At 56.4% G+C, this 19379-nt stretch carries 17 protein-coding genes; 2 read left to right on the top strand and 15 right to left on the bottom strand.

All coding sequences use genetic code 11. From position 1 onward, the window contains the following. Nucleotides 1-175: 175 nt before the first annotated feature. Both BQ9843_RS02065 and BQ9843_RS02060 read right to left on the bottom strand, forming a co-directional pair. The gene (locus tag BQ9843_RS02065; RefSeq protein ID WP_075843706.1) at nucleotides 176-775 is read right to left on the bottom strand and encodes an epoxyqueuosine reductase QueH; all 600 of its coding nucleotides are present in this window, start codon (nucleotides 773-775) and stop codon (nucleotides 176-178) included. After that, nucleotides 762-1355 (bottom strand): DUF3267 domain-containing protein, encoded by a 594-nt coding sequence (locus BQ9843_RS02060; RefSeq protein WP_195906601.1) that lies wholly within the window; start codon nucleotides 1353-1355, stop codon nucleotides 762-764. Before BQ9843_RS02060 ends, BQ9843_RS02065 begins: the two co-directional genes overlap by 14 nt. Nucleotides 1356-1466: 111 nt before the next feature. On the opposite strand from BQ9843_RS02060, the gene BQ9843_RS02055 reads away from it, so the two are divergent. Continuing rightward, on the top strand, nucleotides 1467-3608 hold the full coding sequence (locus BQ9843_RS02055; RefSeq protein ID WP_075843704.1) for a class I tRNA ligase family protein: 2142 nt from the start codon (nucleotides 1467-1469) through the stop codon (nucleotides 3606-3608). A 270-nt stretch (nucleotides 3609-3878) separates the two neighbouring features. On the opposite strand, the gene bsh is transcribed toward BQ9843_RS02055, so the two are convergent. From bsh to BQ9843_RS02035, 4 genes are all read right to left on the bottom strand, one after another. Further along, nucleotides 3879-4853, bottom strand: a complete 975-nt coding sequence (gene bsh, locus BQ9843_RS02050; protein ID WP_075843703.1) for a choloylglycine hydrolase — start codon at nucleotides 4851-4853, stop codon at nucleotides 3879-3881. A gap of 129 nt (nucleotides 4854-4982) precedes the next feature. After that, complete coding sequence (locus tag BQ9843_RS02045; RefSeq protein WP_230205589.1) at nucleotides 4983-6686, bottom strand: ABC1 kinase family protein; 1704 nt, start codon at nucleotides 6684-6686, stop codon at nucleotides 4983-4985. Between the two features lie 66 nt (nucleotides 6687-6752). Continuing rightward, nucleotides 6753-7184 carry a hypothetical protein gene (locus tag BQ9843_RS02040; RefSeq protein ID WP_075843701.1) on the bottom strand — a complete coding sequence of 144 codons (432 nt, stop codon included), beginning with the start codon at nucleotides 7182-7184 and terminating at the stop codon, nucleotides 6753-6755. 96 nt (nucleotides 7185-7280) lie between these two features. After that, complete coding sequence (locus BQ9843_RS02035) at nucleotides 7281-8795, bottom strand: C69 family dipeptidase (protein ID WP_075843700.1); 1515 nt, start codon at nucleotides 8793-8795, stop codon at nucleotides 7281-7283. Between the two features lie 203 nt (nucleotides 8796-8998). On the opposite strand from BQ9843_RS02035, the gene BQ9843_RS02030 reads away from it, so the two are divergent. Then, complete coding sequence (locus BQ9843_RS02030; protein ID WP_022386428.1) at nucleotides 8999-9229, top strand: cold-shock protein; 231 nt, start codon at nucleotides 8999-9001, stop codon at nucleotides 9227-9229. A gap of 103 nt (nucleotides 9230-9332) precedes the next feature. Here BQ9843_RS02030 and BQ9843_RS02025 read toward each other — a convergent pair whose 3' ends face one another. From BQ9843_RS02025 to glmM, 9 genes are all read right to left on the bottom strand, one after another. After that, on the bottom strand, nucleotides 9333-10208 hold the full coding sequence (locus tag BQ9843_RS02025; protein WP_075843699.1) for a bifunctional 5,10-methylenetetrahydrofolate dehydrogenase/5,10-methenyltetrahydrofolate cyclohydrolase: 876 nt from the start codon (nucleotides 10206-10208) through the stop codon (nucleotides 9333-9335). Nucleotide 10209: 1 nt separating this feature from the next. Continuing rightward, a complete protein-coding gene (locus BQ9843_RS02020) occupies nucleotides 10210-10842 on the bottom strand; it encodes a cyclodeaminase/cyclohydrolase family protein (protein ID WP_075843698.1) in 633 nt (210 codons plus the stop codon). Between the two features lie 197 nt (nucleotides 10843-11039). Beyond that, nucleotides 11040-12725: a formate--tetrahydrofolate ligase gene (locus BQ9843_RS02015; protein WP_075843697.1), complete on the bottom strand. Its 1686-nt coding sequence runs from the start codon at nucleotides 12723-12725 to the stop codon at nucleotides 11040-11042. Between the two features lie 58 nt (nucleotides 12726-12783). Further along, nucleotides 12784-13863, bottom strand: coding sequence for a Holliday junction branch migration DNA helicase RuvB (gene ruvB, locus BQ9843_RS02010; protein ID WP_075843696.1), 1080 nt, complete (start codon nucleotides 13861-13863; stop codon nucleotides 12784-12786). Then, nucleotides 13863-14483 (bottom strand): Holliday junction branch migration protein RuvA, encoded by a 621-nt coding sequence (gene ruvA, locus BQ9843_RS02005; protein WP_040220970.1) that lies wholly within the window; start codon nucleotides 14481-14483, stop codon nucleotides 13863-13865. Before ruvA ends, ruvB begins: the two co-directional genes overlap by 1 nt. Continuing rightward, nucleotides 14480-15004: a crossover junction endodeoxyribonuclease RuvC gene (gene ruvC / locus BQ9843_RS02000; RefSeq protein ID WP_022386421.1), complete on the bottom strand. Its 525-nt coding sequence runs from the start codon at nucleotides 15002-15004 to the stop codon at nucleotides 14480-14482. The genes ruvA and ruvC overlap by 4 nt, the downstream gene beginning before the upstream one ends. Nucleotides 15005-15092: 88 nt before the next feature. Further along, nucleotides 15093-17189 carry an NAD(+) synthetase gene (locus BQ9843_RS01995; RefSeq protein ID WP_230205542.1) on the bottom strand — a complete coding sequence of 699 codons (2097 nt, stop codon included), beginning with the start codon at nucleotides 17187-17189 and terminating at the stop codon, nucleotides 15093-15095. Between the two features lie 104 nt (nucleotides 17190-17293). Beyond that, entirely contained in the window at nucleotides 17294-17656 is a 363-nt protein-coding gene (locus BQ9843_RS01990) for a desulfoferrodoxin family protein (protein ID WP_022386419.1), read from the bottom strand. A gap of 142 nt (nucleotides 17657-17798) precedes the next feature. Continuing rightward, on the bottom strand, nucleotides 17799-19136 hold the full coding sequence (gene glmM / locus BQ9843_RS01985; RefSeq protein WP_075843694.1) for a phosphoglucosamine mutase: 1338 nt from the start codon (nucleotides 19134-19136) through the stop codon (nucleotides 17799-17801). Nucleotides 19137-19379 lie beyond the last annotated feature (243 nt).

Below are 19379 nucleotides of genomic sequence, written 5' to 3'. Positions count from 1 at the left end.
CCATCCTTTCCAAGAAGCATGCGCGCGCATGGCATGCAATACATCCACACAATGCGATGTATTGTTCCCCATCGCAGGGGCAAGCTCAGTGCAATCGGGCAAGCCACACATGCTGCACGTAAAACGGCCGGCAAAACGGGCGCAGTATCGATCGCACCGCACCCCAGCAGCGGCGCTATTTGCGAGACTCCTTTCGCTCATCGCGCAGCCGCGCGCGGTCCATTGCCGCCTCGGCAGCCGAAAAACGGCATCCGCAGTAGTTTTGACGATACATCCCCAATTCGCGCGAGCGAAGCGTTGCCTGCGGGTACCAGGGTCTAAAGTCACGAATTACAGGCGTAAGGCCATGCGATTCAGCGAGGCGAACAAGAACGTCGTTGCATGTCTCAAACAACTGATAGGGAGACACCGCAAGCGTCGTAGCAATATGATCAAACCCCTCGCGCTTCGCCACACGACACGCCTCGGCCAGGCGAAGGCCATAGCAGGCCCGACATCGGCGCTCGCGATCTCGCGCACCGATCGGCGCGACCGCTCGCTCCCACGCGGCGCTGTCCTCGTCCGCCTCGATAAGCGCAATCCCTTCAGCCGAGCACCAGCGGCGAAGCTCTGCAAAACGGCGCTCGTGCTCTTGCATGGGCTGAATATTGGGATTGGTCCAGCAGATCGTAGGCGCAAACCCCTCTTCCATCAAAAGACGGACCGGCTCCAGGGAGCATGGAGCGCAGCACGCATGCAGCAATAACGGTATCGCAGAGCTGTTATTCACAGTCATTCCCCTCGCCTTCTTCCTCACCGTAAAAGCGAACGCCCCAGGCCTTGTCTTCACACCAACGTATCCGGGGGTCGGAAACAATAGCACGCGCGTAAAACCAGTCGCCGGTGCACCCGGAGAAATGGAGCACGCAAACTACCCAGGAAGCAAGGCTGTATCCAGAGAAAGCACCCAGAGCGAAGGCGGCACCCGTCACGATAATGGTCGGTGCCAGCACGATTGCAAGGTAGCGCTCCCTTGAATAGACAATCCCCTCAGCGCACGCGTATATCATGGCGACGTCGAGATTCCAGCCAAAGGTAACATGCGAACCGCTGGGACCAAACACCTTGAAAAACAAGGCGTGAACGCACTCATGAAGCGCGAAGGACACAAACGTCGCCGCCGCAATGCCGGCAAGCAAGAGGGCAACTCCCCCAATTCCTCCGGCAATGGCCGTGGGCAACTCGCAAGGGGCGCCGCAAAGAAAAAGGGCCACTCCCCCAAACGTCCCCGCCAGCAGCACCGCATAAGACGCCCGGCAGACGGACTGCAGGAACGCGGAATCCTCAAACGTATGTATGTTACCGATTTCGTGCATGCCATCCAGCATACACGCATTTTAGGCACGGTCGCGCCGCATGTGCGATAATGCTACGGATACCGAAGAGCAGCAAAACCCGCCTAGCGGGAACGCATTGATAGGAGCCTTATGGCCGCAACGTATGATATGGAATCCCGTCCCGCCTGGCCGCGCCGTGCCATCGTCACCGCCGGCGAGCCCTATGGCAACAAGGGCCTGCACTTTGGCCACGTGGGAGGCGTCTTTGTGCCCGCCGATTTCTTCGCGCGCTTTTTGCGCGATCGATTGGGGCGCGAGAACGTGATCTTCACCTCGGGCACCGACTGCTACGGCTCCCCCATCATGGAGAGCTACCGCAAGCTTCGCGAAAACGAGGGCTACGACAAGAGCATCAGCGAATACGTCGAGTCAAATCACAGTCGTCAGGCAGCGACTCTCAACAACTACGGCATCAGCTGCGATATCTATGGCGGCTCGGGACTCGAGCCCGCAGCCCCCATCCATGAGCAGGTAACCGCCGAGGTCGTCAACCGTCTGCATGAGCGTGGCGTGATCTCGAAGCGCAGCACCCTGCAGTTCTTCGACACAAGCGCGAATACCTTCCTCAATGGCCGCCAGGTCATCGGCCGTTGTCCCATCCAGGGCTGCAAGTCCGAGAAGGCCTACGCTGACGAGTGTGATCTGGGTCATCAGTTTGAACCCGAGGAGCTCATTGCACCAAAAAGCCAGCTCACGGGTGAGGTGCCCGAGCTTCGCCCGGTCGACAACCTCTATTTTGATCTGCCTGCCTACCTCGACTTCATGAAGGATTACACCACCGAGCTCGCGCGCGATCCACAGGTTCGCTCCGTTGTATCCAAGACCATGGAGGAGTGGCTGCTTCCCGCACAGCTCTATATTCAAAATAAATTCCGCGAGGCATTCGACGCCATCGAATCCGAGCTGCCCGAGCACACCATCGTGGAGCCCGAGGGCAACAAGAGCTCCTTCACCGTGGTCTTCCCCAGCTGGAAAGAGCGCGACGAGGCCCATGCGGTCTTGGGACGCGGAGGCGTTCGCTTCCGCTCCGGCAAGGCACTTGTACCCTTCCGCATCACCGGCAACATCACCTGGGGCGTCCCCGTTCCCGAAATCGACGGCGTGCATGACGTAACCTGTTGGTGCTGGCCCGAAAGCCTCTGGGCGCCCATCAGCTATACGCGTGCCGTCCTCGCCCGCGATGCCAAGCGCTTGGGCATCACCGAGGGCGTGGCAGCACAGGACGCGGCCCTCATGGGCGAGCCCTCGGTCGATTCCACACAGGTGCCCGAACCTCCATATGCACACGGGTCTCTCGACTGGCATGACTGGTGGTGCTCCGACGACGCTGCCATCTACCAGTTTATTGGCCAGGACAATATCTACTTCTACTGCATCGCACAGACCGCCATGTGGGAGGCACTCGGCTGGAATTTGCATCAGTCGACGGTAAGCGCCAACTACCACCTGCTCTACATGGGCAAAAAGGCAAGCTCTTCCTCGCAGACGCCTCCCCCGCCGGCAGACGACCTGCTCAACCACTATACGTGCGAGCAGATGCGCGCCCACTGGCTGTCGCTTGGCCTCTCCGAGAAGCCCGTCAGCTTTAGCCCCAAGGCGTACGACACGCGCGTGAGCGGAAAAGACAAGGACGGCAACGAGATTCGCGCATGCGACGACAAGCGCGTGATCGACCCCGCCCTCAAAGAGGGCGCGCTTCTCACCGGCGTGTTCAACCGCCTTGCCCGCTCCTGCTTCTATGGTGTCGCCGTAAAGGAAGGCGACGAGGCAAGCTACCGCACTGGCTGCATCCCCGCGGGCGAGCCCAGCGACGAGATCATGGAGGCCTCTCAGCAGGCCGCCCTCGCCTTCGAGCAGTACATGTACAAGTTCGAGACGCACCACGCTCTTTCGGTATGCGACGAGTATCTCCGCGCTGCGAACAAGCGCTGGTCCGATGCCTCCAAGGCCGCAAAGAACGCCGAGGACGACAACGCCATGACGCAGGCTCTCGTCAACGCCTTCCACGAGCTACGCGTAGCGACCATCCTCATGCATGGCATTGTTCCCGCCGGCTGCGAGCTCATCTGCGAATACTTCGACATCGACCCCGTTTCCTTCTTTAGCTGGGATCACATCTTCGAGTCCACCGATTGCTTCATCGAGAGCCTGGGCGAGACAGCAGGAGAACATGCCGTCAAGCCGCTTCCACCGCGCTTCGATTTCTTTGCCAAGCATCCGAGCCAGTACTAAGACGTCGGCGTCTGACGCACTTCAAATAACTTCGTCTTGATTGAAGACCCTGCCTGTGCGGGGTCTTCATTTTTGAGAGCCCTCGAACACGAAAGCCAGCCCCGGCGGAGGGGCTCCCGTTTTCGTAGATTCCGCACGAGCCGAAGAGCACTAAATGTGCTCTTCGTGCGAGCCAGGACTTGACCGAGCGAAAACGGGAGCCTCTCTGCCGGGGCCACTGCAACGTAATGAACTCTCAGGTTTTTAATTGAGCAGAACGTAACCTTCGCGCTAGCAGGAACTCGGGTCGAATCGGGTCGGCTCAGGCGTCACCAATCCGTCAGCTCCGTCTGCATCCGCCAGGCTTACGCAATAGATTGCAGGATCGTCGTAGGTGTTGTAGTAATACATCCCTGTCGACGCCTCAAAGCAGCCCGTATAGATAGTCTTCTCAAACTGACCGTCAGCCATGGCGGCAGCACCCTCGACCATCGATGCATTTCCCAGCGTATGGAACATGCGGGCGATGTTGTCCACCGTACCGTCTTTTGTCGGATAGTTCGCATTGAGGAAGGCCGTCTTGACAAAACGCGAGGGCGAATAGCAGTCGCCCGGGATGCCGCGCATGCCCGCACCGGCACCAAAGGGCTTGAGTTCGGCCTTGCCCCACACGGCCGCCTGCGGAAAACTGTTATTGGCAGTGATATAGGTGCGAAGGTTTTCCATATGCCAATCGAACGCGGGCTGATTGGCAAGAACATCAACCGGGTCGTTATGAACATGCAGGCCGTCTGCCATCTGCTCGACCACGATGCTGCGGTTTGCATCACCGATAATCCAGTGCAGATACGAAACGCCCAAGCCCTCGCCTGCCGGCTTTCCCACGATCACCGTGTTCGCAAGCGCCGCCTCAACTTCGTCGACCGTCGAGAAGTTCGCCGTTACCCAAAAAGGAAACTCATACGCGCAAACGTTCGTGGCACCGTTCTTGGGCGCGGAAGGAAACTTAGCATACCCAGGAAAATTAAGACCTGCAACAGCAAGGCCCGCGTCGTTTCCGCAATCAAAGAACATGGGATAGCCCTGATAGTCGATGCACATGCCAATCACGGCATGGTCCGCAGGCGCGTCATCCAAAAACATATAGGGCACGCTTGAGCCCTTTGACCAAACGCGCGGGCGCTCACCATATCCAAACGCCCAGTCGAGATTTCTGCCCAGATACATATTCCCCTGGGCATCGGTAAACCTAACGGCAGTACACATACTTCACCCTCATCTCCAAAGCGCATCGAGCTGCTATTTCTTCTACTATGCATACCCATATGGTGAGCAACTCTGCCTCAAAACGCCGGACGTCCTCATATCTTCCATATACAAAGCGCCCAAGTGCTGCTATCGCTTTTTCCCGTGACTATTACGCCATATCTCACGGCCAAGGCCCAATGCAAGGATCAATGCCGAAAGATAGCCGATAAAGCCAATGACCGGAATACCAAAAACCACCGGCTCGATTTTTGCAAAGTAGACCACCGACGAACCGATAAATAGGCCAGCGATAACGATAGCCATGGACATGCGGTCGACGATGCTGCCAAGATGGCGCAAGACAGCCTCAGAGCCCAGCACTTGCGTGTTGACTTTTAACTGGCCACGCGTGAGCATGCGCGACGCAAGGCCAAGATACTCGGCTGCCTCGAGTTGGCCCTTTGCCGCCCGATAGGCATCGTGTGCCAAATCCTGAGCAGCCTCCTGCATACGCCTGTAACTGCTTTTCTCGTTCTTGATATGCGCCGAGATAATCTGGACCATATTGACATTGGGCATATACTCGGTCAGCAAGCCCTCAAGCGTCACCATGCCGCGAGCGAACATCGTAACCACACTGGGGAGTTCGACATTGTTCTTGCGTGCAAGGCTCACCAACGAGGTGAGAAACTCTCCGATATCCAAGTCCTTAAGGTCAAGGCCGGCAAAATCGGCCACGATGAAATCAAGGTCCGACAAGAAGGCGGTGTGGTCGAGCGAGGCGGAATCGCCACGCGTGACCGCAAATCGCATCAGCGAATCCTTGAGCTTGGGGACATCGCCCTCGGCAACGGCAAAGATCATGTCTTTCACGATGCCGCGGTCATGACTCGACATGCGCCCAACCATGCCCAAGTCTATAAAGTAGATGACACCGTCTTTAAGAATGATGTTGCCCGCATGAGGATCGGCATGGAAAAAGCCATCGTCGAGCACCTGCGTGGAATAGTCCTCCACAATTTGCCCGCCTATCTTCTCCAGGTCGTAACCCTCCGTGCGTAAACGATCGGGATCGCCAATCGAGATGCCATCGATATAATCCATCACCACAACATGCTCAGTGCAGAACTTCAAATATGAGCGCGGGCATGAGATGCCGCGCGTGTTCTTGTGATAGGCGTAAAAATCGTCGAGGTTGCGCGCCTCCATAAGGAAGTTCGTCTCCTCGCGGAAGGATTGCCACAGCTCTTCGACCACGCCCTTGAGGTCCACGAACTGATCGGTTTTCACAAACTTAGAGGCATGACGGACAATCGAGCGCATGATGTCGATATCTTGAGCCATAACCTGCTGCGCGCCGGGTCGCTGTACCTTGACGGCAACATCCTCGCCCGTTGCCAGGCGCGCGCGATGCACTTGGGCAAGCGATGCGCTACCCAAAGGGTTCGGGTCGATCGCATCAAAAATAGTGCCGAGCTCCTGACCATACTCAGCCTCAAGGCACTCTAGGACCACTTGATAGGGAACCGGGTCCACATCGGAGCGCAAGCGGCGCAGCTCATCGCAAAATGGCTGGGGCAAAATCTCAGAACGGTTGGCAAGAATCTGCCCCATCTTGACAAACATGGGGCCAAGCTCTTCGATCAGGCAACGCAGGCGAACCGGCGTGAGGTTGTTCCACACCTGGTACTTGCGCACTAATCGGATAATCTCGGCGATACGCTGGCGTCGACCGGCGGCAGAGAGCTGATACTCCTCCGTGGGAGCCATGACCTCCGGCTCCTGTGGAAAGACATCGGCAGCGCGCGAGTGACGCTTCCCATCACGCGCTTGCACTTCCATTTCCTCCATCACCGCAGCGACGTCGGCATCGACATCATGCGTATGGGTTTCGTTCACGTTGGAGGCCATATGCGGCTACTCGTCCTGGCCCTCTGCCTGATTCGTCTCATCTGCCTCCACGTCGGCGGACTCGACCTCGACCTTGACCGTCACCGTCGCATCGTCGACCGAATCAACCAGATCGCGCACGTGAGCCAAAAACTCGGTACGCTCAGCTTTGGTAAGGAAACGAACACGCGCCAAGATGAGCTCGTCGAGCACGCGCTCAGCCGTCGACTCGCCCTTTGCGCTCAAACGCTCGGTCACATCGGAGAACGTGCCGCCCGCCTGTTCGAAGATGTCAGACATGGAGCGCGCGAAGTCGGGCGCCGTTGCATCGGAGCGAACCTGTTCCCCCTTGGCATTCAACGTGTCGAGCACCTCTTTGCCCTTCTCGGCCGTAAGTGCTGCAGCGCCAAAGCCAATGTTGACCATACCGTGGACAAGCTCTTCGAATTTAGTAACCATCAGTTGCCTCCTCGAAACAGAGCAACGCTTTGCTGTACATACCATTGCTCCCCTTGTACCCCATTAAACGACGCCATAACAGCGCTCTCGTTTCTGTTAGTTGTCCGACATCGCAAAGTGGTTTTTCATGGCAAGGCTCGTGGTATAGAGCACCTTTGAAAGAAGGGCATCGGTTTGCTCTCGCAGATAATCTGCCATACGCAGATTTGCCGCCGCAAGGACCGCCTGGACATCTTCCTCGGGGCAGCAGGCCAAGGCCTCATCGGTCTCGTGAATCAGCTTATGCCCAAAAGCGCCAACCTTCTCGCGATAGCGATCGATAGCGTTTTCGTTATCACGAAAACGAGCATCGGCAAGGGCCGCAATCAGACGATTTGCCCAATAGAAGCTATCGGTCGAAACGCGTGCTGTCGTGTTTGCCAGATACTCAGGCGCTTCGCGCACATTGGTGAAAAACGGCACGAGGGCATTGAACGGATTGGAGCCAAACGACATCCACTGAACGCCGCGATGGCTCTGAGGAACGTAGGGGCGGATCTGTAAGACGGCAAGCTGGCAGTTCCTGTTGATACCGATAGGACGATACATCGAACGCGTCTTGTCGGTACCAAGCGTGCCATAGGGGTCATACGGCGTTCCCTGATAATGGGCGGCCAGGACGTAGCGGATGTCTTCAATCGTCACCTTACGCTCCGGAATCCGGCTCCAGGGGATATCGTCGGACTCGGGTGTGAACACCGCCTCATCGCCGTCCCAGCAATCGCTGGGGTTCAAGCAGCGTTGCATATACCATGCGCGCGGCGTGTTGTAAACGTGGTCGGAATCGCTGTGCGATCCAAATGCCTCGCGCGGGTTGAAGATATCTTCTTCCTCCCCCTCCTCACGAAGCGTCAAATCCAAATGATGCATATTCATCCAAGCGCGAAGGTCCGCGCTCGCCATATGTTCCAGCTGTTGTCCCTCGGCATCTGCAAGATCAAAGGAATCGATACCGAGCTGATTCGGCATCGTCACATAGGCGTCATCCGGTACACGCCTCGCGATCCAATGATGGCCGCCAACCGTCTCGAGCCACCAAATCTCATCAACATCCGAGATTGCAATGCCATTCATCTCGTACGTTCCGCACGTCTCGAGCAGCCTTCCAAGCCTACGCACGCCATCGCGGGCAGACGTAGCGTAAGGCAGAACCAGCGTCGTAATGTCTTCTTCGCCGATACCACCCGGCACCTCGGGAATATAGCCCTCCTCGCCCTCTGTACCGCACGCGGGAACCAGCTCGACCAAAGGATCGGCACCGAGCACGCGCTCATTCGAAGTGATGGTCTCGGTCGCGCTCAGGGCAACATTGGCATCGTTGATGCCAGCCTCGGCCCAAATTCCGTCCTCACGAAGCGCATCGGGGACTGCCGTGTATCGCATGGGCTCCTCGTCAAGCTCGATAGCCAGATGCGAGATAACGCTTTTGTAGTGACGGGGCTGCTGCTTGGGTTCGACAACAATCATCTGTTTTGGCGTGAACTTGCCGTTGCTTGCATCTTCATTGCGCGCAACAATCGTCGAGCCATCATAGCTCGCTCGCTTACCAACCAAAATCGTCGTACAAGGCATTAAATCCTCCTTCTTGCCGGCAGAGCCAGCAGGCGCGTTTGCCCTATCGAGTGTCTAGTGTAAACCTCCGGAAAACCTTTGTAACATCATTTGTTACCAATTGAGTTTTATGAAATTCACTGCATCGCACTGGAGTATTATGACGCTCAACGTGCAGTTTGCGCGCAGCATTGCCCTTATGGGCGCAGAAAGAAAGGTCACTCATGGCAACCGGTACGCTTAAAAAATCGTTCTTCCGCGAGAAGGGCTATGGTTTCATCGCTCCCGACGAGGCCCAGCAGGACAGCGCGAAATCCGATATTTTTGTTCACTTTAGCGCTATCCAGATGGACGGCTTCAAGACCCTCGATGAGGGCGATCGTGTTGAGTACGAGGTTGGCCCCGGCAAAAAGCCCGGCGAGACCCAGGCCATCAACGTCCGCAAAATCGGCTAAAGCAGGGTCGCCCTGTATAGCATCTGCCAACACAGGCAGTCCCATACAAAAAGCCCAGGCGTCTGCCCGGGCTTTTTTGATGCAATAAAGTACAAGTGCGGGGTTACTGCATTGTACGGACAACATGCTCGCAAGCTTCTTCTGCAGCACAGATCACATGGCGCGCAAGTATTGCCGTCGTCACCGCGCCAACCCCTCCAGGAACGGGCGTCACGGCATCGACAAGAGGTTCGACAGCCTCAAAATCAACATCGCCCACAAGTTTTTTGGCCTGTGCATCCCAGTTGATTCCCACATCGATAATGGTTTGGCCCGGGCGCACCGCATCCGCTCCCAGCGTGCGGGCATGACCCGCAGCGGCAACGACAACATCCGCTCGACGGCACACATCGGCCAAATCCCTTGTGTGCGTATGGCAAGTAGTTACCGTGGCATTGCGCGCAAGAAGCATAGAAGCAACCGGCTTGCCAATCACCAGCGAACGGCCGACCACGACAACGTTCGCACCATCAAGATCGATTCCGTAGTGGTCCAATATCGCCAGCACCGCCTCGGCAGTGCAGGGCGCATAACCAGCACCAAGACCACTCAGCGTCGACAGCAACGACGCAGATGTCATGCTATCAACATCCTTTTTTGGCAAAAGCGCTGCCGCGACCATGTCTTCTTTGAGATGCGCCGGAAGAGGGCGGAATATCAAGCATCCATGAATAGAAGGGTCCTCATTGACCTCGGCGACGACGCGCAGCAGCTCTTCTTGAGAAACGTCTGCGGGCAAAAGGTAACGACAACAGGAAATACCAACTTTTTCGCAGCGTTTAAGAGCCCCACGCTCATAGGAAAGGTCGTCCTCGCGCTCGCCCACGCGCACGATAGCCAGCGTAGGCACGACCCCCAGCGATTCCAATTTCTGCGCCCGCTCGACCAGCTCAGCGGTAATCGCCTTTGCAACAGGCGCGCCTTTAAGCAATGCGGCCATATCAGCTCCGTTTCCTTGCGGCGTCAGCCGCGCGTTTGGCAAGACCGTCCGCCCGCGGCAACCAGGTATTGAGCAATGCGTCGCACTCGCGCTCGAGTTCCTCGGCACGCTCGCGATCCTTCATGGACGTCGTGTTCGCAAAAAGCGTTAGACTTGCGCCCTGCAACGCAGCGCGGCAAAACACAGCGCCGCAGGCAACGTCTGAAAGAAGTTGACGGGAGCTCTTATCGGCCATTTCCTCAAGCAGGGCAAGCACACGCGAACAGGCGACCATAATGCGATAAGGCGGCAAGGCGGCCTCGTGGAGAGCATCCTGAATCGCCTCGGAGCGATGCGGGTTGTCTCGCTCCATTCCATATGCCGCAGAGACAAGACCGTAGGCTCGCACATCTTCTTCCACCAGCTCAAGCAGCTCAAAGCCAATACGACCCGAAGCTGCGACAGCATGGCGAAGGTCATCCTCAACCTCGGCAAAACGAGGATTGCTGGCACCATAGCGCGCAACCATGGAGCACAGAGAAGCGCCCAGAGCCCCCACGTAAGCGCTTGCGCTCCCCCCGCCCGGAACCGGCTCTCGCGCCGCCAGAGCCTCGGCGAAGTCTCGGCACGTCTTATCCATCATCACTTGCGCCATTTTGATAGCCCCTCATGTATGCACTGCATCCATAATGCGTTTGTGCGGTTCCGTGAAGTGTAGTCCATAACTAAAAACTTGTCAGCAAGCAGCACCATCGTCGTTTCCTATCGATAGCCATAAAAAGGGTGCGACCCATCCAGATCGCACCCTTACAAGCAAGCTAGAAAACACCGGCACCGAAAACGGCGCCCAGCTTAGAACAGGCCGGTAATGACGCCGTTGTCGTCGATATCGATATTCTCGGCGGCCGGAACGCGCGGAAGGCCCGGCATGGTCAAAACGCTGCCGGTGAGAGCAACCACAAAGTGGGCTCCGGCGGAAACCTTGAGTTCACGCACCGTGATGCGGAAGCCCTCGGGGGCACCGAGCTTCTTGGCGTCGTCGCTAAAGCTATACTGCGTCTTGGCAACACAGACGGGCAAGTTACCGAATCCATTCTCACGCAGTTCAGCGAGCTGGCGCTTCGCCGCCGGCGTGAAATCGACGCCATCGGCATGATAGATCTTTGTGGCGATAGCCTCCAAGGCATCAGCGACATCGGAACCCATCTCATACGTAAACGCAGGCATAGGAGCCGGAGTCTTCTGGACAGCCGCAACAACCTTATCTGCAAGATCAAGCGCACCTTCGCCACCAGCAGCCCAGGCATCAGAGAGGGAAACACAGATGCCGCGCGCGGCACATTCGTCCTCGATGACCTTGAGCTCGGCTTCAGTATCGGTCGGGAAATGGTTGATGGCGACAATTGTCTCGACGCCAAAGACATCCTTGATGTTCTGTACGTGACGGAACAGGTTGGGCAGGCCAGCGCGAAGAGCATCGAGGTTCTCTTCGTTCAGATTGGCCTTAGCAACGCCGCCGTTGTACTTAAGGGCACGAGCCGTTGCAACAACAACCACAGCACGCGGATAGAGACCCGTCATGCGGCATTTGATATCAAAGAATTTCTCGGCACCGAGGTCGGCACCGAACCCAGCCTCCGTAATCGCAATGTCGCCAAAGCACAGAGCCATGCGCGTTGCCATGACAGAGTTGCATCCATGGGCAATGTTCGCAAAGGGCCCACCATGTACAAAAGCAGGCGTGTGCTCGAGCGTCTGGACCAAATTGGGCTTTAAGGCGTCCTTCAACAGAGCGGCCATGGCACCTTGGGCCTTAAGATCAGAAGCCGTCACGGGCTTTCCCTCATAGGTGTAGGCCACCACAATCTCGCCCAGACGCTGCTTTAGGTCGGCAATAGAGGTCGCCAGGCACAGGATCGCCATAACCTCGGAGGCAACGGTGATATCAAATCCATCTTCACGCGGCACACCCTGAGCCTTGCCGCCAATGCCGTCAATCACATGGCGCAGCTGGCGATCGTTCATGTCGACAACGCGCTTCCACGTCACGCGCTTAACGTCGATGCCAAGCTTGTTACCCTGCTGGATATGATTATCAAGCATGGCCGCCAACAGATTATTCGCGGCACCAATAGCATGGAAATCGCCCGTGAAGTGCAAGTTGATGTCCTCCATGGGGATAACCTGAGCGTAACCGCCGCCGGCAGCGCCGCCTTTGACGCCAAAGACAGGACCAAGCGAAGGCTCACGAAGTGCAACAGCGCTCTTCACACCGCGACGGCGCAGGCCATCAGCAAGGCCGATAGTGGTCGTGGTTTTACCTTCGCCTGCAGGAGTCGGATTGATGGCGGTCACCAAAACCAGGGCAGAAGAGGAAATCGAATCCGCATGCTCGGGACTATTAAGAAGAGCGTAGTCGACCTTGGCTTTATCGAATCCATAGGGCGTCAAATAGCTCTCATCGATACCGGCCTCTTGGGCAACCTGAGTGATGGGAAGCGGCTTGACAGAGTGGGCGATCTCAATATCGGTTGGCATATGAAGGCCTTTCTCGCGAATTGCACAGTGCATTTAGCATACAACGTTTCTCAAGAACCTAGACTCCAGATGGCGGGGTAACTCCCAAGTGGTCGAAAGCGGTAAGAGTAGCGATGCGCCCCTGGGGTGTCCTGATGATAAGTCCACGTTGGAGAAGATAAGGCTCATATACATCTTCGAGCGTCGAGGGGTCTTCGCCCACAGCGCTCGCAAGCGTCGTTAGCCCGACGGCGCGACCGCGAAATGTTTTGACGAGCGTCTCAAGGATGCGAATGTCCATCCAGTCGAGACCGAGCTCATCGATCTCGAAAAAAGAGAGCGCTTCCCGTGCGATATCAAGCTCAATGGGACCATCACCGCGCACTTGGGCATAGTCTCGCACGCGCTTAAGCAACCGGTTTGCCAAACGGGGGGTTCCACGGGACCGAGAGGCGATCTCCAAGGCCGACTGGCGATCGATAGTGACCCCCAGGATGCTCGCCGAACGCGCGACGATCTCTGCAAGGTCTTCAACAGAATAGTAGTCGAGCCTAAATGAGATACCAAAACGGTCGCGTAGAGGACCCGTAAGCATACCCGAGCGCGTCGTGGCTCCCACCAAGGTGAAATGGGGAATATCAAGTCTAATCGAACGCGCAGCAGGCCCTTTACCAATAACGATATCGAGCGAAAAATCTTCCATCGCGGGATATAGAATCTCTTCGATGGAGCGATTGAGACGATGGATCTCATCGATAAAGAGAACATCGCCCGGTTGAAGATTAGTGAGAATCGCCGCGAGGTCCCCCGTGCGAGCAATCGCCGGTCCTGACGTTGTTTTAATTTGCGCACCCAGCTCGTTAGCGATAACAGTCGCCAGGGTCGTCTTGCCCAGGCCGGGAGGTCCCGAAAAAATAACATGGTCAAGACACTCGCCGCGGCTTTGAGCAGCCTGGATAAGAATACGGAGACTTTGCTTGATATGCTCCTGCCCGCAGTAATCATCAAGACGCTGAGGGCGAAGCGAGCGTTCCACATCAAGGTCATCGGCAGTCAGGTCGCCCGTCACCAAGCGCTCGGCGTCTTCCCTACCCTGAGAGGCTGCATTTCCCCGCGGCGCATCAGCCCAGAGATCTTCAGATTCGTCGACTTCCCACATTATGCTTCCATTCCAAGACGACGCAGCGCGGCACCCAGCAAATCTTCAACTCGCATCCCCTGGCCATCATACCCGTCAAGCGCAAGCTCCGTCTCCTGTGGGCTGAATCCCATGGAGAGAAGCGCCTGACGCGCATCCTCAAGCACAGAAGACTCGTGCGAAAAAGTCATGACCGTCTGATTTGCAGCCGGAGCCTCGGCAACGGCAAATGAGTGGTCCTTTGCAAAGGTGCTTTTCAATTCCAAAATTAATCGCTGTGCGGTCTTTTTCCCCACACCGGACACGGCAGACATCGACGTCGCATCCTCGGCCATCACAATGGAGTATAGCTGCGACACGCTATAGCGTGAAAGAATGGCTAACGCCAGACGGGGCCCCACGCCCGACACGCTCAATAGGTGATCGAACATCGCACGCTCTTCCTTCGAAGCAAAGCCAAAAAGCGTCATAGAATCCTCGCGCACCTGAAGGCGCGCGTAAAGACGGCACTCAGTACCCAATGCCGGCAGCGCTGCTGCCGTCATACTCGAGATGCCCAGCTCGAAGCCAACTCCCGCAGCATCGATGATGGCATACTGAGCCGTCGCTTCAACGAGCGTTCCGCGTATCAACGAGATCATGAGTAGCCGTTTCCCCTCTTTTGAACAAATTCACCGCGCGTCACCGCATCGGTATGACGCAAATGGGCATGGCAGATGGCACATGCCAAGGCGTCCGCAGCATGATCGGGTTTAGGGTCATGATCCAAATGCAGAAGATTTCTAACCATATAGGTCACTTGACCCTTATCGGCAGCGCCAGTCCCCACAACCGACTGTTTAATCTGCATGGGGGTGTACTCGCCCACCTCGACGCCGCATAACGATACCGCCACCAGCGCGGCACCGCGCGCATGCGCAGTCGGAATCGCAGACCTAACGTTAACGCCAAAATAGACGCTCTCGATACAGGCCTCCTGAGGGTGATATCGCTCAACCACAGCCGACAAATCATCGGCGATATGCCGAAGGCGCACAGCAAGATCATTCCCCGCTGCCGTTTCGATGCATCCGTAGGCGCGGCAGCGAACATCGCCACCCCGTTCTTCAACAATCCCCCAACCCGTATGAGCAAGTCCGGGGTCGATTCCGAGAATAATCATGCGCCTCCCTTCAGGCACGAACATCTGTTCTAATATACCACGATGGGAGGCGTCTTTTGAGCACAGTCTAATCGATAAGGCCGTACGTCTAGTTTTGCGAGAAAAACGGGGCCGTGCCGCCAGGCGTAAATGGAAACGCGCCACGAGATTGGGCGCCCTGGTTTGCTCCATCGGGTCCAGCGGAGCCCATCGCGCCTGGGGACGATTCCATCATCTTACGCAGCATCGACTCGATATCGCCAAGCCCTTGACGAAGCTCACGCTGCCCCTCTTCGCTCTGCATGTGAGCCATCTGTTCGGGCGTTATCCCAAAAAGATTTCCAATCAAACCCATAATCTCGTCGCGAGCTTGAGCTCGATGCGAAGAGCCCTCCGTAGAGGAGCGCTCCTGCTCCATTTGGATAAGGGCATCAACTGTCATGAGGTCTTCCCCATCGCGTCCCATATCCGACCAACCCAAAGAGATCGGCCAGCTTCTCTCGGCAAGCGAACGAGCAGAAAGAACCGGCATGGCGGGGAGCTTTCGACGTGCCGCTTCGCCATATTGAATCAAGAGCATAAGAGCCCGAAGCGCCTGGGGAGACGAACCGGCAAGTGGGTTCTCTTCAAAGTCCAGCCCCTTGTCGATATGAGCCCTCAAAGCCTCGTCGATTTTGGAGGGTGCCTGTGAGCGGAGAACAGACGCCACCTTTTCCTCAAGCTCGCCATCTCCCGTCAGCGCAGGAATCGCGCGTTCGATAATCGAGCCCATGCCTCCCTCAACCGATGCGAGAGATACGAGCGTTTCCGGAATCACAGGGGAGCGACGATTACGCCAACGTGCGATAAATTCAAGATTGGATAGATAGATATCGCCAAATGGCGCGCACACACAGTGCGAGAGACCATCCCTTAAGGCAGCAGGCGCACAAAGAGCATACTCGGTTTTTGTCATAGCGCTCACGCAGCATGCATCAACACGGCGCGCAAGCCCGAGTAAAGCATCAAGATCCTCGCCCCGCGCGTTCGAGGTCGCCTTACCAAAATGCTTCGTCTCACCGTCGCATTCAAGGGTCGTCCACGCCTCTTCGCACCCACAGCTCGAAGATGGCTCGCATTCGACAACCTGAATTCGAAGATTGCTTGCGACTTGACGAACAACACGCAAACGCTCGTTCTCGGCACATTCCTCCTGAGGAGTCAATGCCCCTTCATGTTGCACGACAACGCCGATTACGTTTCGGGAGCCAACGGCATCCACCGCGAGCGCAGCAAGAAGTGACGTAGCAAGATCGCCCGCTAGTAAAAGCGCAACCCTACCAGACGCCTGGCGAGCGACGACATCACGCAGATACAGACGAGTCGATTCCCAAAGCCATTCCTCACGATTCCAGCGTGGCAAAAGATCTGGGTCAATCGAGTCCGGAACAGTCCCATGGGAGATTTCCGAAATAAGTAGGCCTTCCTCAAAACAAGGCGCCACGGCGATAACGTGCTCGGAGTCGTCCATCACAAATGAGCCGCCGGTATAGACCGCACTGTCAAACGCGCCCACAGGTGCCATGCAGGCAAGCCAAAGACCCGTCTTGGCAACCGTATCAACAAAGAAGCCATCGCGAATCGAAGCGACGGCAGCGGTCTCCTCGTTCGAATCGTCGTAGCCGTACGCAGGGAAATAAATGACAAGGTCGGTTCCAACGGGAAGAGATTCCATATCCCGAGCCAAATCAAAAGAAACGGCAACACGAGTACCGGCAATGTCAAAAACGGGTGGAAGCCAAGCCTCATCCGAACGCGGGCCCCGCTCACGCGCGATGAGGGAGCGGGCGGGTACGACGTGACCATCTCGAAGAATAAAAATCTCAAAGATCGGCGCACCCTCGAACGAGACGATGGAAGGGAATAGACAAGCGATTCCCAACGGCTCCAGCTTCTCCGCAAGTGCCTGCAGAGCAACAATCAAAGCATGCTGGAAGTTGCCACACTCGATGAGCGAAGTGGGCGCTATCCCGACGGTAAGCGGCGCCGGAACGCACATAAGGTGCGCCCCATGCGATGACGCTATCATGGCCTGATCGAACACGCGAGAGCAAATGCCCTCGATGTCCCCCAAACGCGTATCCATCTGAGCCAACGCCAGCCTCATCTCGCCCCTTCCATCGATTTCATCCATTCCATCATACTCGTCCACCGAGGTTCTCGACATAGCAACGAGGGACCACGCAGCCCAAAACTCGCACTCGCGCCTCACCAAAGAGAAATCGAATGCAGTCTAGACACGTGGTCCCTCGACGCCGGTCGAATCAAACCCTAAAACGAAGCACTCCACAATCCATGTAGATTGCAAAATGCAAAGACGGTGCCGGATTTAACGCCACCGGCAAAAAATGTTGAAGGGACCTGCCCTGGCTTGAGATGATGAATTTCAAGACGCCCCTCAGCCTCAAGCGCAATCCATTCGATATAGTGCTCTGGAAGCATAGGGTGCTCAACTTCGCCCACGGTAACACGGATTACATGAGCGTCTCGCTCAAGCGAAACAACGGGAACGTGCTTTTCGCGAGCAGCATCGACCGTTCCTGCCACGAGCTCCTCAAAACCAGCCGGTGCGGGCATATCGCTCGAAAGCGCAGCAAGAACGTTTCCCGCCTGATCTTTATAGAATACGGCCATGTTCTATCTCCTTTCCGAGGCACCAATCGTTGAGCTTTTTATGCCCAGTTAACGAGCATTGATTTCGTAAAAGACCGATTCAATATAAAAAAGGGATCGCACACGGCAAATCCCTTTCAATTGCTATGAAGCGAATCGACTCTTACGCACGAAAACGCTCGAGCGCATCAAGCATGAAGGCGCTTGCCTCTTGGCAAAGCTCATCAGTCGGCGCCTCCGCCAAAACGCGAACAAGAGGCTCGGTGCCACTCGCGCGCAACAAGACGCGTCCGCGCTCGCCTAAGAATTCCTCGGCCGCCTCGACGGAAGCGAGAACAGCCTCGTCGTTCATGGCGACCTCCTTATCTGTCACGCGAACATTGGTGAGTAGCTGCGGATAAAGCTTGACCGGCGCGCACAGCTGAGAAAGCGTCTCGCGCTCGGCACGCAGCACCTCCATAATGCGCAAGCTTGTTAGAATGCCGTCACCGGTCTGCGCGATATCGCCAAAAATGATATGTCCAGACTGCTCGCCGCCAAGGCTATAGCCATTCTTGCGCATGCACGCATACACATTCTTATCGCCCACAGCGGTGGTCTCATAGGAAAGATGAGCTTCGTCAAACGCGCGGAAAAGGCCGAAGTTGCTCATGACGGTAGGAACAACGGTGCCAGCCGTCAAACGGCCATGCTTGTTGAGATAAACACCGCAAACGTACAGGATAAGATCGCCATCAACGACATTACCGCGCTCATCGACGGCAAGGCAGCGATCCGCATCGCCATCGTAGGCAAAGCCAACATCGAGACCCTGCTCAACCACATGGCGGCGAAGACGGTCAAGATGGGTAGAGCCGCAATCGACATTAATGTTAAAGCCATCAGGATTGTTGTTGATAACGCGAACGTCGGCACCCAAAGCGTCAAAGACAGGCTTGGCAACAGAGGACGCAGAGCCATTAGCGCAATCAAGGCCGATCTTAACGCCCTGAAGGGAGAAGTTAGCACTCGAGATAAGGTGAGCGATATAGCGATTTCGACCCTGCATGTAATCAATCGTAGCGCCGATCGAATCACCAGTAGCAAGAGGAATCTCAAACTCATCGTCAATATAGCTCTCGATTTGCTCCAAGACAGACTCCTCCATCTTGTAGCCGTCACCATTGACGAGCTTGATACCATTGTCCGAATAAGGATTATGCGATGCACTAATCATCACGCCGCAATCAAAGCAACCGTCAACAGTCTCGTAGGCAACGCCGGGCGTAGGGATAACATGAAGCATATACGCATCGGCACCAGAAGCAACGAGTCCAGAAACGATAGCGGCCTCGAACATATAGCTCGAACGGCGCGTGTCCTTACCGACAACAATACGGCCCTTCTTGTCCTGGCGCGCGCCATAGTACCAGCCAATAAAACGACCGATTTTAAAAGCATGCTCGACATTGAGGCCATTATTGGCTTCGCCGCGAAAACCATCGGTTCCGAAGTACTTCATGGCAATCCTCTCAAAAGGAAACAAAAGCAAACGTATTAAACGATGAAACTATAGTAACCCTGCATTCCCACGGATTGCGAAGTCCCAATAAATCGACAGGACTGGCATTAAGAAGATGAACCGCGGCATGGAAAAAGGGCCCCGCGGGGCCCTCGGCTGAACGATACGGGGAGAAAGAGAAAGGGGGCGCCGCGGGGGGATGCCCCCGCGGCGCCCCCGCGCCCGAGCCCGCGATATACGGGT

It is taken from the genome of Collinsella bouchesdurhonensis (assembly GCF_900155365.1).
In the GTDB taxonomy this organism is placed as follows: domain Bacteria; phylum Actinomycetota; class Coriobacteriia; order Coriobacteriales; family Coriobacteriaceae; genus Collinsella; species Collinsella bouchesdurhonensis.
The sequence above is the reverse complement of the archived record's forward strand: the minus strand, read 5'-3'. Positions and strand labels throughout refer to the sequence as shown.

Excerpts from the sequence above, each read along its gene's own strand:
- BQ9843_RS02065 (WP_075843706.1), bottom strand. The coding sequence starts at position 775 with ATGACTGTGAATAACAGCTCTGCGATACCGTTATTGCTGCATGCGTGC.
- BQ9843_RS02060 (WP_195906601.1), bottom strand. The coding sequence starts at position 1,355 with ATGCACGAAATCGGTAACATACATACGTTTGAGGATTCCGCGTTCCTG.
- BQ9843_RS02055 (WP_075843704.1), top strand. The coding sequence starts at position 1,467 with ATGGCCGCAACGTATGATATGGAATCCCGTCCCGCCTGGCCGCGCCGT.
- bsh (WP_075843703.1), bottom strand. The coding sequence starts at position 4,853 with ATGTGTACTGCCGTTAGGTTTACCGATGCCCAGGGGAATATGTATCTG.
- BQ9843_RS02045 (WP_230205589.1), bottom strand. The coding sequence starts at position 6,686 with ATGGAGGAAATGGAAGTGCAAGCGCGTGATGGGAAGCGTCACTCGCGC.
- BQ9843_RS02040 (WP_075843701.1), bottom strand. The coding sequence starts at position 7,184 with ATGGTTACTAAATTCGAAGAGCTTGTCCACGGTATGGTCAACATTGGC.
- BQ9843_RS02035 (WP_075843700.1), bottom strand. The coding sequence starts at position 8,795 with ATGCCTTGTACGACGATTTTGGTTGGTAAGCGAGCGAGCTATGATGGC.
- BQ9843_RS02030 (WP_022386428.1), top strand. The coding sequence starts at position 8,999 with ATGGCAACCGGTACGCTTAAAAAATCGTTCTTCCGCGAGAAGGGCTAT.
- BQ9843_RS02025 (WP_075843699.1), bottom strand. The coding sequence starts at position 10,208 with ATGGCCGCATTGCTTAAAGGCGCGCCTGTTGCAAAGGCGATTACCGCT.
- BQ9843_RS02020 (WP_075843698.1), bottom strand. The coding sequence starts at position 10,842 with ATGGCGCAAGTGATGATGGATAAGACGTGCCGAGACTTCGCCGAGGCT.
- BQ9843_RS02015 (WP_075843697.1), bottom strand. The coding sequence starts at position 12,725 with ATGCCAACCGATATTGAGATCGCCCACTCTGTCAAGCCGCTTCCCATC.
- ruvB (WP_075843696.1), bottom strand. The coding sequence starts at position 13,863 with ATGTGGGAAGTCGACGAATCTGAAGATCTCTGGGCTGATGCGCCGCGG.
- ruvA (WP_040220970.1), bottom strand. The coding sequence starts at position 14,483 with ATGATCTCGTTGATACGCGGAACGCTCGTTGAAGCGACGGCTCAGTAT.
- ruvC (WP_022386421.1), bottom strand. The coding sequence starts at position 15,004 with ATGATTATTCTCGGAATCGACCCCGGACTTGCTCATACGGGTTGGGGG.
- BQ9843_RS01995 (WP_230205542.1), bottom strand. The coding sequence starts at position 17,189 with ATGTCGAGAACCTCGGTGGACGAGTATGATGGAATGGATGAAATCGAT.
- BQ9843_RS01990 (WP_022386419.1), bottom strand. The coding sequence starts at position 17,656 with ATGGCCGTATTCTATAAAGATCAGGCGGGAAACGTTCTTGCTGCGCTT.
- glmM (WP_075843694.1), bottom strand. The coding sequence starts at position 19,136 with ATGAAGTACTTCGGAACCGATGGTTTTCGCGGCGAAGCCAATAATGGC.